The organism is Pseudomonas sp. LBUM1678, from assembly GCF_059695575.1.
The window spans coordinates 1,497,255-1,511,866 of sequence record NZ_CP166775.1 but is presented as its reverse complement, the minus strand read 5'-3'; the positions used below and the strand labels follow the sequence as shown (position 1 = coordinate 1,511,866).

Below are 14,612 nucleotides of genomic sequence, written 5' to 3'. Positions count from 1 at the left end.
GGTATTATTGTTCCGGGAACAACAAAACAAGGCCAGAGCCGTGAGGCTCTGACCTATAGAAAAATTCAGGTTTTTTTGCAAATTGAAATGCTCACCAAACATTTCGGCATCAGCTCACTACTTGGTTGCAGTGGCATCGGTGCGCATGGACAGCGCAATCCGTTCAGCAGTACCAATCGGGATCTCGCCAACCACCGTCACCATCATCTCGCCTTGCGGGGTAGTCAAGCGTCGAGAAACAGCAACGGTTGGGCCTAACTGGGTGCGGGTGTCGGTGACTGTCGCACCGTTCAACGGCTCGAGGAATACCGAGAAACGCGCCAGTCCATCGTCGTACATCAGACTGTTGACCTGGGTTTTTGTCTCTGGATCCTTGCGGGCGCTGCTGCTGGTCAACTCGAAACCGGGTGGAAGCCAGTCCGAATGCCAGAGCTGGGCGGTCTTGACGGCGGAAGCCTTGTCACCATCGAGGGTGACCGTCTTGCAATCGTCGCCGGCCTTCAAGTCGCTTTCCGACGGCACGCTGGCAGTGTCCAATTGGGTGAACTGGAAGCGCTCGAGCAATTGCCCTTTGTCATTGAGCAACAATGACTTCAGCGGCAAGCCGGTTTCCTTATCAAGGTGAAGCTCAAAACCGTAGCGATGCTGATCACGCGGCTTCAGTGAAACAATCACTGCCGCACGCCCAGCCACACGCGACTTGCCAATGACGGCAAGGTCATACCAATTTTTCAGCTTTTGTGGATCGAGTGCACGAGCAGCGGAGTTGGGTGAGTCCCCAAGCCCTGCTATCAGAAGGCCACTGACGCATTGAGTATGCCCATCAATGCGCACGACTTCCTGTGCTGAGCCGTCGAGCTGGAGTAAACGCTCGCGGACCTTGCCATCCTGGACGCGGTGCCAGATGTTATGGGTAGAAAAGCTACCGTTACGCTCGTAAACGAAAGTGCCGTGAAAGCTTTGCTGTTGCTCGGCCTGACCAAGACGGGTCAACCAGTCCTGGGCTTCATCGGCGTGGGCTGGAACAACAAACCAGCCACCGAGCAGAAGCGAAAGTAGAGGTATGGCGCGCATGATCCTCCTTAACGGTTTTCCAGGCTTGCTGCACGAGCGTAAGGCAGAGCGCTCTCAGTACCTTTCAGTGCAGCCTGTTGAGCATGTTGGCGCAAGTAGCCTGGCAGACGCTGATCGTGCCAGCCTGGTTGACCTTGCAATACGCCGTTGGCCATAGGGCCAGTGGCTTCCGAACTCTCATTATAGCCTGCCAAAACAGCTGGACCCTTGACCTGAGGAACGGCCAGACCCGGTTGAGTGGATTGCTGAGCCAGTTCGACACCAGCGATCTCGTCCTGGTTGTACAGACGCACACCTGCCAACACAGCAACGGTCACCGAAGCAGCGACAGCCAGACGACCCAGGCTGCGCCATGGACCACGGGAGGCTTTTGCCGGTACAGCTTCGTCGGCCAGAGCAGCAGAAACTGCCGCGGCAATGTCCAGACGTGGAAGCAGCAGATCCTTGTGCATAACTGCCCGAGCGATCTGATAACGAGCCCAAGTTTCACGGGTTTCAACATCGTCAAAGGCATTTAATACCCGACGCAATTCCAGTTCGTCCGCTTCGTTATCCATCACTGCGGACAGCGATTCCTGCAGGGCTTCACGACTCATGGCGTTCCTCTCTTGGCTATCGCCGCTGTCTCAGTTTTCCTGCAACAACGGCTGCAGGGCTTTATCGATGGCCTCCCGAGCGCGGAAAATCCGGGAGCGCACGGTACCCACCGGACATTGCATGACGGCCGCAATGTCCTCGTAACTCAGACCATCGAATTCACGTAAAGTTAACGCCGTACGCAAATCTTCTGGCAGTTGCTGAATGGTTCGATGGACGGTGCCTTCGATCTCATCCCGCAGCAATGCACGCTCTGGCGACTCGAGATCCTTGAGGCCATGATCGCCATCGTAGAACTCTGCATCTTCGGAACTGACATCGCTATCCGGCGGCCGGCGGCCGCGTGAAACCAGATAATTCTTCGCCGTGTTGATGGCGATGCGGTAAAGCCACGTATAAAACGCGCTATCTCCGCGAAAATTTCCAAGTGCGCGGTAGGCCTTGATAAAGGCTTCCTGTGCCACATCCTGGGCTTCATGGGTGTCGTGCACAAAACGCACGATCAACCCGAGAATTTTGTGCTGGTATTTCAGCACTAGCAGATCGAAAGCTCGCTTGTCGCCGCGTTGAACGCGCTCGACGAGCTGCTGATCCTCTTCCTGGGTTAGCATGAACTCTCCTCGATAAGCTCGGAGGAGGCTTGCATAACTAAACGACCAGACTTGCAAACATAGACTCGGGCTTTTCGCAAAAGTTCTCCCCCTCCAAGCAAGTTTCCTGCGGGCTCTGATTTGGCACGCACGAAAAGCGCAGCTCGGCATGACCCGGCTGCGCGAATAATCTTGTCGTCGGATTCACTGTCCAGGACCAAACCGCACGTCCCGTCCTGAAACCGACACTGTCCTTCTTTTCAGGCACCGTCTATTGATCTTGGGCCTTTGGCAAAAGTTCCATATTTATAGCCGGACGAAAGGGACATTGTGCAACCGTGAACAGAAAAAGACTGTTAAATCGACGATACAGTCTCCTTGTCGCCAAACCGACCTAAAAAGCATCCGACGAAGCGTCAGGCATTTTCCGTCACAGTAGTTTCACAATGCCATATGCGCTCGGGTATTGTGCCGCTCCCCCCCTCTATATACTAGTGGGCTGTGTGGCTGCCTTGACTCGCCGTTCCAGGAGTCTTGCGCCAACCCCGACCCGGGTCGCTTTGAGCGGAATCCTGAAATGAGCCAACAGTTTCAACACGATGTTCTGGTCATTGGCAGCGGCGCTGCCGGTTTGAGCCTTGCGCTGACCTTGCCCGGTCATTTGCGCATCGCCGTACTGAGCAAAGGCGACCTCGCCAACGGCTCGACATTTTGGGCCCAGGGCGGCGTCGCTGCCGTTCTGGATGACACCGATACTGTCGAATCCCACGTCGACGACACCCTGAATGCCGGCGGTGGCCTTTGCCACGAAGACGCCGTGCGCTTTACCGTCGAGCACAGCAAAGAAGCCATTCAATGGCTGATCGACCAAGGTGTGCCATTCACTCGCGATGAACAGTCCGGCACCGAAGACGGTGGATTCGAATTTCATCTGACCCGCGAAGGCGGTCACAGTCATCGACGTATCATTCACGCCGCCGATGCCACGGGCGCGGCGATTTTCAGAACCTTGCTCGCCCAGGCAAAACAAAGACCGAACATCGAACTGCTGGAACAGCGGGTTGCGGTCGATCTGATTACCGAAAAACGCCTGGGGCTCGAAGGCGACCGCTGTCTCGGCGCCTACGTCCTCAATCGCGGCACCGGTGAAGTCGACACCTACGGCGCACGATTCGTGATCCTCGCATCCGGCGGCGCGGCAAAGGTCTACCTCTATACCAGCAACCCCGACGGCGCCTGCGGTGACGGCATCGCGATGGCGTGGCGTTCAGGCTGCCGAGTGGCAAACCTGGAGTTCAACCAGTTCCACCCGACCTGCCTTTATCACCCGCAAGCCAAGAGCTTCCTGATCACTGAAGCCCTGCGCGGCGAAGGTGCGCACCTGAAGTTGCCCAACGGCGAGCGCTTCATGCAACGCTTCGACCCGCGTGCCGAACTCGCACCCCGGGACATCGTCGCCCGCGCCATCGACCATGAGATGAAACGCCTGGGTGTCGACTGCGTCTATCTGGACATCAGCCACAAGCCCGAAGCGTTCATCAAGAGCCACTTCCCGACGGTGTATGAACGCTGTCTCGAGTTTTCCATCGACATCACCAAGCAACCGATCCCGGTGGTTCCGGCAGCGCACTACACCTGCGGCGGCGTGATGGTCGATCAGAACGGTCGCACCGACGTGCCGGGGCTGTATGCCATCGGCGAAACCAGTTTCACCGGCCTGCACGGCGCGAACCGCATGGCCAGTAACTCACTGCTGGAGTGTTTCGTTTACGCCCGTTCGGCGGCGGCGGACATACTGGAACAGTTGCCACAGGTTTCGATTCCGATCGCCCTGCCCGTCTGGGATGCGAGCCAGGTCACCGATTCCGACGAAGACGTGATCATTGCGCACAACTGGGATGAACTGCGGCGATTCATGTGGGACTACGTGGGCATCGTGCGCACCAACAAGCGCCTGCAACGCGCGCAACACCGCGTGCGACTGCTGCTGGACGAGATTGACGAGTTCTACAGCAACTACAAGGTCAGTCGGGATTTGATCGAGTTGCGCAACCTGGCCCAAGTGGCGGAACTGATGATTCGGTCAGCCATGGAGCGCAAGGAAAGTCGCGGCCTGCATTACACCCTCGACTACCCGAACCTGCTGCCGGTTGCGCTGGACACTATTCTGGTGCCGCCCACCTACGTCGACTGAAGGTGAGCCTCACCCGCAGGCGTCGGTGCAAATCGGCGGCCTGCGAATCGTGGGGAATGCAGATCGACCTGACCCGGCGTTCGTCCCGCAGTCGAAAACGCAGGACCACCACCATTGGCAACGCCAGGCTGTCCGGTCGCAGCTGCACGGGTTGCCAACCTGAGGCCTGACTCCACAACTGCCAGCCATCGGCATCGCGACGCAAACCGCGAAATGCCTGTGGATGTGTCAGCAAAATCTGTCGCGGCAATAACCAGAATCCGTGAATCACACACAGCGTCATGCCGAGCAGACTGGCCCAGACCGGTATGGAAAGAAGTAGCAATGAACCCAGCGCGAACAGCTGGGCCACAAGATACGCCGCCAGCAACTGCCGCGAGGCATGCCAGCGGCATTCGAACGCATTACTTGGGCTGGACACGATCCAGGATCATGCGAACCATGCGCTGAAGCTCCGGATCTTCCGATTCGGCGCGCTCCATGAACCAGCCGAACATGTCCTGGTCTTCACATTCGAGCAGCTTGCGGTAGCAATCACGGTCGACATCGTTGAGGTGCGGGTAGACCTCTTTCACGAACGGCACCAGCAATACGTCAAGCTCGAGCATGCCGCGGCGGCTGTGCCAGTAGAGGCGATTCAGTTCAACATCTTCGACCATGGAGCGCTCCTCAAATAGGCGGCAAGTATACAGCCCCACGCCCGGTCGAACACTCGGCTTTGGTCGGGCGCCATCGATCCTTTGTGAACTACCCATTTCGAGAGCGCCCCCTTATGATGTCCCCCAGACTCTTTACCCTGCGATGACCCATGGCCGATTCTGCTTTTTTCTGCACCCTGTCCCATGAAGGCGTTCTTGCAGTCCGCGGCGCGGACGCCGGCAAATTCCTGCAAGGCCAATTGACCTGCAACCTCAATTACCTGAGCGACACCCAGGCCAGTCTCGGCGCCCGCTGCACGCAGAAAGGCCGGATGCAATCGAGTTTCCGCATCGTGCTGGAAGGTGACGGCGTTCTGCTGGCGATGGCCACCGAACTGCTCGAACCACAGTTGGCGGACCTGCAAAAGTACGCCGTGTTCTCCAAGTCCAAACTGACCGATGAAAGCGCCGCCTGGGTCCGCTTCGGCCTCGATCATGGCGATGCCGCACTGAGCAGCCTGGGTCTTGAGCTGCCGACAGACACCGACAGCGTCGTGCGTTATGAAAGTCTGATCGCCATTCGCGTCTCGCCGGATCGCGCCGAACTGTGGGTCGCGGCTGACAAGGCCGACGTCACAAAGGGCAAATTGTCCGCCCTGCTGTCCGAAGGCAATCTGAATCAATGGCTGCTGGGCCAGATCCGCGCAGGGATCGGCCAGGTCATGCCAAGCACCCGCGAGTTGTTCATTCCGCAGATGCTCAACCTGCAAGCCGTCGGTGGCGTGAGTTTCAAAAAGGGTTGCTACACCGGCCAGGAAATCGTCGCGCGCATGCAGTACCTGGGCAAACTCAAGCGCCGCTTGTATCGCCTGACACTGGATGCCAGCGAATTGCCCGAGCCCGGCACGCCACTGTTTTCCCCGTCCCACGGCAGCTCTATCGGCGAAGTGGTGCTGGCCGCCAACGCCGGGCAAAACATTGAACTCCTGGCCGTGCTGCAAGCCGAAGCAGCAGAAGCTGGCGATATTCATCTGGGCGCCCTTGAAGGGCCAGCCCTGCACCTGCTCGACCTGCCTTATCAACTGGATCGCGATCGCGAAATCCAGCGTTAACCGCAGCACTTGTTGCAACACCCTAGAGAAAAGAAATGAGCGAGCTGGCGGATAAGGTCCAACAGGATTTGGTTGAGGCCATCGATAACGATGACCTGGTTCTGCCAACGTTACCGGAAGTGGCCCTGCAGATTCGCAAGGCTGCTGAAGATCCGGAAGTCAGTGTCAGCACCCTGAGTAAAGTGATCGGCCGCGATACGGCGTTATCGGCGCGCCTGATCAAAGTGGTCAATAGCCCGCTGCTGCGCGCGACTCAGGAAGTGACTGACCTGCACACGGCGATCACGCGGCTGGGCGTCAACTACAGCAGCAATCTGGCGATCGGCCTGGTGATGGAACAGATTTTCAACGCCCGCTCTGAAGTGGTGGAACAGAAAATGCGCGATGTCTGGCGTAAAAGCCTGGAAATCGCCGGCGTCAGCTATGCGCTGTGCCGCAGTTACACGCAACTCAAGCCTGATCAGGCAGCCCTTGGCGGGCTGGTGCATCAGATTGGAGTACTGCCGATCCTGACCTACGCCGAAGACCATTATGAATTGCTCTCTGACTCGGTCAGCCTCAACCATGTCATCGATCGCATTCATCCACTGATCGGCGACAAGCTGCTCAGGGTCTGGGAGTTTCCGGAAATGCTGGTGCAGTTGCCGGGGTTGTATCTGGATTTCAAGCGCCAGTCCGAGCGGGTCGATTATGTCGATCTGGTTCAGGTGGCCAGCCTGTATTGCCACAAGGACACTGACCATCCGCTGGCCCGTATTGATGCGTTCAGCGTGCCGGCCTTCAAGAAACTGGGGATTGATCCAGAGAACGAGGCGATGTGCCGGGATCTGGAAGAGTCGCGGTCGATGTTTTACTAGCCGAGACCGCGGCGCTTCCATCGCGAGCAGGCTCGCTCCCACAGGGGATCTTCGGTGTTTGTGAGATCCAGGGTGGGAGCGAGCCCGCTCCGGGCGGCGTTCCGACGATGGGGCCATATCAAACACCATCATTCTCCGGCAATAAAACTCACCCGCACCTTCAACCCCGCCTGCTCACCATCGTGCAAGCTGATCTGCGCCAGGTGTGCGCGACAAATCTCACCGACGATCGCCAACCCCAGCCCAGACCCAGCCACCTGCTGATTACGCCGGTAAAAGCGCTCGAACACCCGATCCCGCTCATCAACGGGAATCCCCGGCCCGTCGTCCTCGACCTCCAGCACCGCCGGCGCCGTGACCCGCAAAATCACATTGCCGCCCGGCGGGGTGTGCGCGAGGGCGTTGTCCACCAGGTTGCTCAGCAGTTCGTTCAACAGCGTCGGCTCACCGCGCAGCCACACCGGTTCGTCCGCCTCCAGCGCCAGGGCTACGCCGCGTGCGTGGGCCAACGGCGCCATGGCCATGCCCAGTTCGCGCGCCAACTGACTCAGGTCCAGCAACTGCGCGCCGCCCTCGGCAATCGCCCGGGCCCCGTTTTCTACCCGTGCCAACGAAAGCAATTGATTGGCCAGGTGTGTCAGGCGATCCGTGCCTTGTGCAGCGGTTTCCAGGGTGCTGCGCCAGGTTTGCGGTTCGTTTGAGCGCAGGCCCAGCTCGAGTCGCGCCTTGAGCGCCGCCAACGGCGTACGCAACTCATGGGCGGCATCGGCAATGAATTGCGCCTGGCGCTCGAACTGTCCACGCAGGCGCTCGGTAAAGTGATTGAGCGCGCGCACCAGCGGCCACAATTCATGCTGCACTTCCACCAGTGGCAATGGCCGCAAATCATCCGACTGACGCTCTTCCACCGCCGTGCGCAAGCGCTCTAAAGGACGCAACGCCGCGCTGACCGCAAACCACACCATCAGCAACGCACCGACCGCCAGCATGCCCAAACGCAGCAAGGTGTCCGCCGCCAGACTGCGGGCCATGGCGACCCGAGCCTCGTCGGTTTCTGCCACACGGATTTCCGCCATGCCGTTCATGTTCGGCTCGCTCACGGGCTTGAGCAGGCTCACCACGCGTACGTTTTGTCCTCGGTATTGGGCGTTATAGAAGCGTGCCAATGCCGGATAGTCATCGGTACGCGGCGTTCCCGGGGGCGGCGGCGGGAGGTTTTCGTAACCGGAAATCAGCTTCTGATTGATATCGTTGACCAGGTAAAAAATCCGCCCGGCACTGTCGTAAGCGAACGTATCGAGGGCCACGTAAGGCACATCGGCGCTGAGGCTGCCATCGCGCTGGGACACGCCGGCGGCGATGGTCCGCGCCGACGCCAGCAAGGTCCGGTCATAGGCCGTGTCGGCCGCTTCGCGACCATTCCAGTACGCGCTCAATCCACTGGCCAGCATTAACACCACCAACAACAGCGCGAGGTTCCACAACAACCGCCAGCGCAGGCTGCTGGGCTTATGCATCGCGGCTTTCCAGCAAATAGCCGAGGCCGCGGAAGGTCACGATGGCGACCGGGTGACCGTCGAGTTTCTTGCGCAGGCGGTGGACGTAGATTTCGATAGCATCCGGGCTGGCTTCTTCATCCAGGCCAAACACTTGGGAGGCCAGTTGCTCTTTGCTCATCACCCGACCGGGACGGGCGATCAACGCTTCAAGGACTGCCTGTTCGCGGGAGGTCAAGGTCAGCAGTTCTTCGCCGAGGGTGAAGCGTCGAGTGTCCAGATCATAGGCCAGCACGCCACAGCGCTGCTGACGCTCACCGCCCAACACACTGCGCCGCAACAAGGCTTTGACCCGGGCTTCAAGTTCGGTCAGTTCGAACGGTTTGGCCAGGTAATCGTCAGCGCCGAGGTTGAGCCCGTGGACCCGGTCCTTGACGTCGCTGCGTGCCGTCAACATCAGCACCGGAAGGTTTTTGCCCCGGGCCCGCAGTCGCGCCAGCACTTCGAAACCATCCATGCGCGGCAGGCCGACATCGAGGATCGCCACCGCGTACTCCTCGCTGCTCAAGGCCAGGTCGGCCGCCACGCCGTCGTGCAGCACATCCACGGTCAGCCCGGTGCTCTTGAGCGCTTGGGCGACACTTTCGGCGAGCTGCAGATGGTCTTCGACGAGCAGAACACGCATGGATCTTTACCTCATTCAGGGATGGTCGACGCCATTCTTTGGCGCGGAGTTTACAGCCGCATCCGCCGCTGTGAAGCCTGAAAACTGTGAAAGCCAACTGAAAGGTTAGTGAAAGGTTGACCCGTTAGAGTCGGCCCACGGATGGTTTCGACTGCGAACCACCCAATCGTGCTTTGAAATGTAGCTCCCGAAAAACGCCTTGATGCGTTTTCGCCAATAAGAACAATAACGAGGTACTGCACCATGCTGGCCAGACAGCTCCAGGTTTGCCCGCCCCACCTGTTTTTTCAATCCCCATCGTTCACGCTCGTCAGCGCCGATACCGGTTTCACGGCGCGAAACCGTCGCACCTGAAACATCCCCAAAAACAAAAACTCCCGTGGAGACAACAATGAATCGATCACTGCGCCGTTTCGCCCTCGCCGCCAGCTGCATGCTGTTCGCCGGCCAACTGATGGCTGAGCCAAAACGCCCTGAATGCATCGCCCCGGCCTCGCCAGGCGGCGGTTTCGACCTGACCTGCAAACTGGCGCAAAGCGCGCTGGTGAACGAAAAACTGCTGACCAAACCGATGCGCGTGACCTACATGCCCGGCGGTGTCGGCGCGGTGGCGTACAACGCGGTGGTTGCTCAACGTCCGGCCGACGCCGGCACGCTGGTGGCGTGGTCCAGCGGTTCACTGCTGAACCTGGCCCAAGGCAAGTTCGGTCGTTTCGATGAAACCAACGTTCGCTGGCTGGCCGCCGTCGGCACCAGCTACGGCGCCATCGCGGTGAAAAGCGACTCGCCGTACAAGTCCCTGGACGATCTGGTCCAGGCGCTGAAGAAAGACCCGAGCAAAGTGGTGATCGGCTCCGGCGGCACCGTCGGCAGCCAGGACTGGATGCAGACCGCGCTGATCGCCAAGGCCGCCGGGATCAACCCGCGCGACCTGCGTTACGTCGCCCTCGAAGGCGGCGGTGAAATCGCCACCGCCCTGCTCGGCGGCCACATCCAGGTCGGCAGCACCGACATCTCCGACTCCATGCCGCACATCCAGAGCGGTGACATGCGCCTGCTGGCCGTGTTCTCCGAGAAGCGTCTGGACGAGCCGGAAATGAAAGACATTCCGACCGCTAAAGAGCAAGGCTACGACATCGTCTGGCCAGTGGTTCGCGGTTTCTACCTTGGGCCAAAGGTCAGCGACGAAGACTACGCCTGGTGGAAAGACGCTTTCGACAAACTGCTGGCGTCCGAAGACTTCGCCAAGCTGCGCGATCAGCGTGAGCTCTTCCCGTTCGCCATGACCGGCCCGGAGCTGGACACCTACGTGAAGAAGCAGGTCGCAGACTACAAAGTGCTGGCCAAAGAGTTCGGCCTGATCCAGTGATCGCCTCTTTCTAGCGGTGGCGGCCCCTGACGTTCGGGGGCTGCGGCCCAGGAGTTTCCCATGCTCTTACAACGCATTTTTGCTTCGGTGCTGTTGCTGGCCTGTGTTGGCCTGACACTGATGGCGTGGCCGTATCAAGCGGCTTTTTCATACGAACCGGTGGGGCCTCGAGCGTTTCCGCTGCTGATGCTCGCACTGATGTCCATGGCGCTGCTGTACATGGTGTTTCGCCCCGCACCGATCAAACACAACCCGGATGAACCGCCGATGGACCGCGAAACCTTGACCAAAATCGGCATCTGCGTGGTGCTGTTGCTGGTGTTCGCGGGCACCTTCGAACCGCTCGGTTTCATTGTCGCGAGCATTCTGATCGGCATCCCGATGGCGCGCCTGTACGGCGGCCGCTGGCTGCCCAGCGTGGTGATCATCAGCCTGATGGCGATCGGTCTTTATCTGCTGTTCGACAAGTTGATGGACGTGCCGCTGCCCTTGGGCGTGCTCGACGTTCTGGAGAACTGATATGGATACTCTTGGCTATTTGGGTCAGGGCTTCGGCGTCGCGCTGAGCCCGTACAACCTGGTGACCGCGCTCTGCGGCACCCTGATCGGCACCGTCGTCGGCCTGTTGCCGGGCCTGGGCCCGATCAACGGCGTGGCTTTGCTGATCCCGATCGCATTCGCCCTCGGCCTGCCACCGGAGTCGGCGCTGATCCTGTTGGCGGCGGTGTATCTGGGTTGCGAATATGGCGGCCGGATCAGCTCGATCCTGCTGAACATTCCCGGTGAAGCCTCCACCGTCATGACCACCCTCGACGGTTACCCGATGGCCCGCAAAGGCCTGGCCGGTGTGGCCCTGTCGTTGTCGGCGTGGAGTTCGTTCATCGGTGCGTTCATCGCCACCTGCGGCATGGTGCTGTTTGCGCCGCTGCTGGCGAAATGGGCGATTGCCTTTGGACCGGCGGAATATTTCGTGTTGATGGTGTTCGCGATTGTCTGCCTCGGCGGCATGGCCGGTGACAGACCGCTCAAGACGTTCGTCGCGGCTCTGATCGGCCTGTTTCTGTCGACCGTCGGGATTGATGCCAACAGCGGCGTTTACCGGTTCACCGGGGACAACATTCATTTAACTGACGGCATTCAATTCGTCGTGCTGGTGCTGGGTCTGTTCTCCATCAGTGAAATTCTCCTGCTGCTGGAAAAAACCCATCACGGCCAGGAAGCGGTAAAAGCCACCGGTCGGATGATGTTCAACTTCAAGGAAGCCTCGGCGGTGTTCGCGGTGAACATCCGTTGCGGTGTGCTGGGTTTCATCATGGGCGTGTTGCCCGGTGCCGGCGCGACGCTCGCCAGCGCCGTGGCCTACATGACCGAGAAACGCATTGCCGGTGCCAAAGGCACGTTCGGCCAGGGCGATATGCGCGGCCTTGCGGCACCGGAAACCGCCATCGGCGGCGCCGCGTGCGGTGCACTGGTGCCGATGCTGACCCTTGGCGTTCCAGGTTCGGGGACCACGGCGGTGATGATCGGCGCACTGTCGTTGTACAACATCACCCCGGGTCCGCTGTTGTTCCAACAGCAACCCGACATCGTCTGGGGGCTGATCGCGTCGTTGTTCGTCGCCAACATCATGCTGGTGATCCTCAACATCCCGATGATCCGCATCTTCACTCGCATCCTTGCCGTGCCGAACTGGGCGCTGGTGCCGGTGATCGCCATCATTACCGGGATCGGTGTCTATGCGGTGCACGCCACCACCTTCGACCTGTTCCTGATGATCGGCATCGGCATCTTCGGTTACATCCTGCGCAAGCTAGACTTCCCGTTGTCGCCCGTGCTGCTGGGCTTCATCCTCGGTGGTTTGATGGAGCAGAACCTGCGTCGTGCGCTGTCGATCTCCAACGGCGCGCTGGAAATCCTCTGGTCGAGCCCGATCACGTTCGGTTGCTGGGTGTTGACCGCGATCATGCTGTTGATGCCGATCGTGCGGATCTGGCGCAAGCGTTCGGTGGCCCGTCGCGCGATTGCCGATGTCTGATCGAACACCCTTCAGCGCCTGGTGGGGTACGCCGCTGGTCGGCGCGCTGGGCGGTTACCTCGCCAGCCTGGTCGGCTGGCCACTGCCATGGATGGTCGGCTCGTTGCTGGCGATCATCCTGGTGCGCTGCCTGACTCCCTGGCAATTGGCGGAAATCCCTGGCGGCCGAAAGTGCGGCCAGTGGATCGTCGGTATCGGTATCGGCCTGCATTTCACCCCGGTGGTGATGGAGCAGGTGTTGAGCCACTTCGGTCTGATCTTCTTCGGTGCGTTGATCACCAGCCTGTCCGCCGTGGTCGGGGTCTGGTTGATGCGGCGCACCGGGGAGGATCGCGCCACCGCGTTCTTTTCCAGCATGCCCGGCGGCTCCGGGGAGATGGTCAACCTCGGCGCGCGTAATGGCGCGGTGCTCAGCCGCGTTGCGGCGGGGCAAAGCTTGCGGGTGTTGGTCGTGGTGCTGTGCGTGCCGGCGGCCTTCAAATATTTGTTGGGTTACGGCGCACCGATCTTGCATCCAACTGCGGTCAATTGGTGGTGGCTGGCCCTTCTATTCCCGGCAGGCGCGTTGGCGGCCTGGCTCTGGGAACGTCTTCGTCAACCCAATCCGTGGCTGTTCGGGCCGTTGCTGGTGAGTGCGGCGGTGAGCATTGGTTGGGATTTACACATCGGCTTGCCCAATGGCGGCAGCCAGATCGGCCAATGGCTGATCGGCAGCGGCTTGGGCTGTCACTTCAATCGGCAGTTTTTCCGGAGGGCGCCTTCATTCATGGGGCGGACCTTGATCGGCACGGTGCTGACCATGTTGATCGCCACAGCGGCGGCATTGGGATTGAGTGCGCTGACGCATCTTGATCTGCGTTCGCTGACGTTGGGCATGATGCCCGGTGGCATTGCAGAAATGAGCCTGACGGCAGAGACCCTGCAACTGTCCGTCCCGCTGGTGACGGCGATGCAGGTGATGCGGCTGTTGTTTGTGTTGTTTTTGGCGGAGCCGTTGTTCAGGTATTGGAATCGCGAGCCGGAACAGCCCTGACGTAACCCACTGTGGCGAGGGAGCTTGCTCCCGCTCGGCTGCGTAGCAGTCGTAAACCTGAGCATGCGGTGTGCTGGAAGAAATCAGGTTCCCTATATTGGGGCTGCTTCGCAGCCCAGCGGGAGCAAGCTCCCTCGCCACAATTTTTTCACCACTTCACTTCAAACAGGCGGCAACCGCCACTCAATCGGCGTTTCTCCGTTCTGCTCAAGATACTTGTTGGTCCGGCTGAAATGCCCGCAGCCCAGAAAGCCACGATAAGCAGACAGCGGTGACGGATGCACCGAAGTCAGCACCAGGTGCTTGGTGGCATCGATGAGTTTTTGCTTGCTCTGGGCATGCGCCCCCCACAGCATGAACACTAGATGCGGTTGCTGTTGGCTGACCACTTCAATGATCCGATCGGTAAAAAACTGCCAGCCCTTGTCCTTGTGCGCATTGGCGTTGGCGCGCTCAACGGTCATGGTGGTATTGAGCATCAACACGCCTTGATCAGCCCAGCTCTGCAGATAGCCGTGGCTGGGGATGTCGATGTTCAGGTCGCGTTTCAACTCTTTATAGATGTTCACCAGCGACGGCGGCGCCGGTACGCCCGGTTGCACCGAGAAGCACAGCCCGTGAGCCTGTCCCGGGCCGTGATACGGGTCCTGGCCGAGGATGACGACCTTGACCTTGTCCAACGGTGTGGAGTTAAGTGCATTGAAAATCATCGGTCCCGGAGGATAGATCTCCTTGCCCGCCGCGCGCTCCTGTTGCAGGAAATTGCGCAACTCTGCCATGTAAGGCTGGTCGAATTCGGCACGCAGTGCCTCCTTCCAGCTCGGTTCGAGTTTGATACGGTCATCAGCAGTCATGGTTACATCCGGCAAAAACAATGGGGCGAACCCTAGGAAAGCCCATCACGCTTGTCAATTGATCTGACGCAGATCCGG

Annotated in this window: 15 protein-coding genes; 7 read left to right on the top strand and 8 right to left on the bottom strand. The window is 59.6% G+C overall.

Translation table 11 applies throughout. The features are described 5' to 3' along the window. Positions 1–117: 117 nt before the first annotated feature. From ACA070_RS06790 to rpoE, 3 genes are read right to left on the bottom strand one after another with little or no spacing between them, the layout of a single operon-like run. Positions 118–1,074, bottom strand: a complete 957-nt coding sequence (locus tag ACA070_RS06790; RefSeq protein WP_497450535.1) for a MucB/RseB C-terminal domain-containing protein — start codon at positions 1,072–1,074, stop codon at positions 118–120. 8 nt (positions 1,075–1,082) lie between these two features. Beyond that, positions 1,083–1,670 (bottom strand): sigma-E factor negative regulatory protein, encoded by a 588-nt coding sequence (locus tag ACA070_RS06785; RefSeq protein ID WP_403098970.1) that lies wholly within the window; start codon positions 1,668–1,670, stop codon positions 1,083–1,085. 30 nt (positions 1,671–1,700) lie between these two features. After that, positions 1,701–2,282, bottom strand: a complete 582-nt coding sequence (gene rpoE, locus ACA070_RS06780) for an RNA polymerase sigma factor RpoE/AlgU (RefSeq protein WP_007944079.1) — start codon at positions 2,280–2,282, stop codon at positions 1,701–1,703. Positions 2,283–2,838: 556 nt separating this feature from the next. On the opposite strand from rpoE, the gene nadB reads away from it, so the two are divergent. Further along, positions 2,839–4,455, top strand: coding sequence for an L-aspartate oxidase (gene nadB / locus ACA070_RS06775; protein ID WP_497450534.1), 1,617 nt, complete (start codon positions 2,839–2,841; stop codon positions 4,453–4,455). On the opposite strand, the gene ACA070_RS06770 is transcribed toward nadB, so the two are convergent. Both ACA070_RS06770 and ACA070_RS06765 read right to left on the bottom strand, forming a co-directional pair. Next, positions 4,424–4,876, bottom strand: a complete 453-nt coding sequence (locus ACA070_RS06770) for a protein YgfX (protein ID WP_497450533.1) — start codon at positions 4,874–4,876, stop codon at positions 4,424–4,426. The genes nadB and ACA070_RS06770 overlap by 32 nt on opposite strands. After that, positions 4,860–5,114 (bottom strand): FAD assembly factor SdhE, encoded by a 255-nt coding sequence (locus ACA070_RS06765; protein ID WP_007944081.1) that lies wholly within the window; start codon positions 5,112–5,114, stop codon positions 4,860–4,862. Before ACA070_RS06765 ends, ACA070_RS06770 begins: the two co-directional genes overlap by 17 nt. A 149-nt stretch (positions 5,115–5,263) precedes the next feature. Here ACA070_RS06765 and ygfZ point away from each other — a divergent pair, with 149 nt between their 5' ends. Together ygfZ and ACA070_RS06755 are read left to right on the top strand one after the other, a co-directional pair. Beyond that, on the top strand, positions 5,264–6,205 hold the full coding sequence (gene ygfZ, locus ACA070_RS06760) for a CAF17-like 4Fe-4S cluster assembly/insertion protein YgfZ (RefSeq protein WP_497450532.1): 942 nt from the start codon (positions 5,264–5,266) through the stop codon (positions 6,203–6,205). A 35-nt stretch (positions 6,206–6,240) separates the two neighbouring features. Further along, the gene (locus tag ACA070_RS06755) at positions 6,241–7,062 is read left to right on the top strand and encodes an HDOD domain-containing protein (RefSeq protein WP_497450531.1); all 822 of its coding nucleotides are present in this window, start codon (positions 6,241–6,243) and stop codon (positions 7,060–7,062) included. A gap of 128 nt (positions 7,063–7,190) precedes the next feature. On the opposite strand, the gene ACA070_RS06750 is transcribed toward ACA070_RS06755, so the two are convergent. Beyond that, the gene (locus tag ACA070_RS06750; RefSeq protein WP_497450530.1) at positions 7,191–8,579 is read right to left on the bottom strand and encodes a sensor histidine kinase; all 1,389 of its coding nucleotides are present in this window, start codon (positions 8,577–8,579) and stop codon (positions 7,191–7,193) included. Further along, positions 8,572–9,243: a response regulator gene (locus ACA070_RS06745; RefSeq protein ID WP_497450529.1), complete on the bottom strand. Its 672-nt coding sequence runs from the start codon at positions 9,241–9,243 to the stop codon at positions 8,572–8,574. Before ACA070_RS06745 ends, ACA070_RS06750 begins: the two co-directional genes overlap by 8 nt. Before the next feature lie 391 nt (positions 9,244–9,634). Between ACA070_RS06745 and ACA070_RS06740 the strand changes: the two genes are divergently transcribed. Genes ACA070_RS06740 through ACA070_RS06725 form a run of 4 tightly spaced genes read left to right on the top strand, consistent with a single transcriptional unit; the run spans position 9,635 to position 13,680 of the window. Next, positions 9,635–10,612: a Bug family tripartite tricarboxylate transporter substrate binding protein gene (locus ACA070_RS06740; RefSeq protein WP_497450528.1), complete on the top strand. Its 978-nt coding sequence runs from the start codon at positions 9,635–9,637 to the stop codon at positions 10,610–10,612. A gap of 60 nt (positions 10,613–10,672) precedes the next feature. Further along, positions 10,673–11,131 carry a tripartite tricarboxylate transporter TctB family protein gene (locus ACA070_RS06735; protein WP_497450527.1) on the top strand — a complete coding sequence of 153 codons (459 nt, stop codon included), beginning with the start codon at positions 10,673–10,675 and terminating at the stop codon, positions 11,129–11,131. Position 11,132: 1 nt separating this feature from the next. Then, a complete protein-coding gene (locus ACA070_RS06730) occupies positions 11,133–12,647 on the top strand; it encodes a tripartite tricarboxylate transporter permease (protein WP_497450526.1) in 1,515 nt (504 codons plus the stop codon). Beyond that, positions 12,640–13,680, top strand: a complete 1,041-nt coding sequence (locus tag ACA070_RS06725) for an AbrB family transcriptional regulator (protein WP_497450525.1) — start codon at positions 12,640–12,642, stop codon at positions 13,678–13,680. The genes ACA070_RS06730 and ACA070_RS06725 overlap by 8 nt, the downstream gene beginning before the upstream one ends. Before the next feature lie 161 nt (positions 13,681–13,841). Here the strand turns inward: ACA070_RS06725 and ung are convergent, their stop codons facing one another. Further along, a complete protein-coding gene (gene ung / locus ACA070_RS06720; protein ID WP_462025990.1) occupies positions 13,842–14,534 on the bottom strand; it encodes a uracil-DNA glycosylase in 693 nt (230 codons plus the stop codon). Between the last annotated feature and the right edge of the window lie 78 nt (positions 14,535–14,612).

Coding starts and splice junctions, on each gene's coding strand:
- ACA070_RS06790 (WP_497450535.1), bottom strand. CDS start 1,074: ATGCGCGCCATACCTCTACTTTCGCTTCTGCTCGGTGGCTGGTTTGTT.
- ACA070_RS06785 (WP_403098970.1), bottom strand. CDS start 1,670: ATGAGTCGTGAAGCCCTGCAGGAATCGCTGTCCGCAGTGATGGATAAC.
- rpoE (WP_007944079.1), bottom strand. CDS start 2,282: ATGCTAACCCAGGAAGAGGATCAGCAGCTCGTCGAGCGCGTTCAACGC.
- nadB (WP_497450534.1), top strand. CDS start 2,839: ATGAGCCAACAGTTTCAACACGATGTTCTGGTCATTGGCAGCGGCGCT.
- ACA070_RS06765 (WP_007944081.1), bottom strand. CDS start 5,114: ATGGTCGAAGATGTTGAACTGAATCGCCTCTACTGGCACAGCCGCCGC.
- ygfZ (WP_497450532.1), top strand. CDS start 5,264: ATGGCCGATTCTGCTTTTTTCTGCACCCTGTCCCATGAAGGCGTTCTT.
- ACA070_RS06755 (WP_497450531.1), top strand. CDS start 6,241: ATGAGCGAGCTGGCGGATAAGGTCCAACAGGATTTGGTTGAGGCCATC.
- ACA070_RS06750 (WP_497450530.1), bottom strand. CDS start 8,579: ATGCATAAGCCCAGCAGCCTGCGCTGGCGGTTGTTGTGGAACCTCGCG.
- ACA070_RS06745 (WP_497450529.1), bottom strand. CDS start 9,243: ATGCGTGTTCTGCTCGTCGAAGACCATCTGCAGCTCGCCGAAAGTGTC.
- ACA070_RS06740 (WP_497450528.1), top strand. CDS start 9,635: ATGAATCGATCACTGCGCCGTTTCGCCCTCGCCGCCAGCTGCATGCTG.
- ACA070_RS06735 (WP_497450527.1), top strand. CDS start 10,673: ATGCTCTTACAACGCATTTTTGCTTCGGTGCTGTTGCTGGCCTGTGTT.
- ACA070_RS06730 (WP_497450526.1), top strand. CDS start 11,133: ATGGATACTCTTGGCTATTTGGGTCAGGGCTTCGGCGTCGCGCTGAGC.
- ACA070_RS06725 (WP_497450525.1), top strand. CDS start 12,640: ATGTCTGATCGAACACCCTTCAGCGCCTGGTGGGGTACGCCGCTGGTC.
- ung (WP_462025990.1), bottom strand. CDS start 14,534: ATGACTGCTGATGACCGTATCAAACTCGAACCGAGCTGGAAGGAGGCA.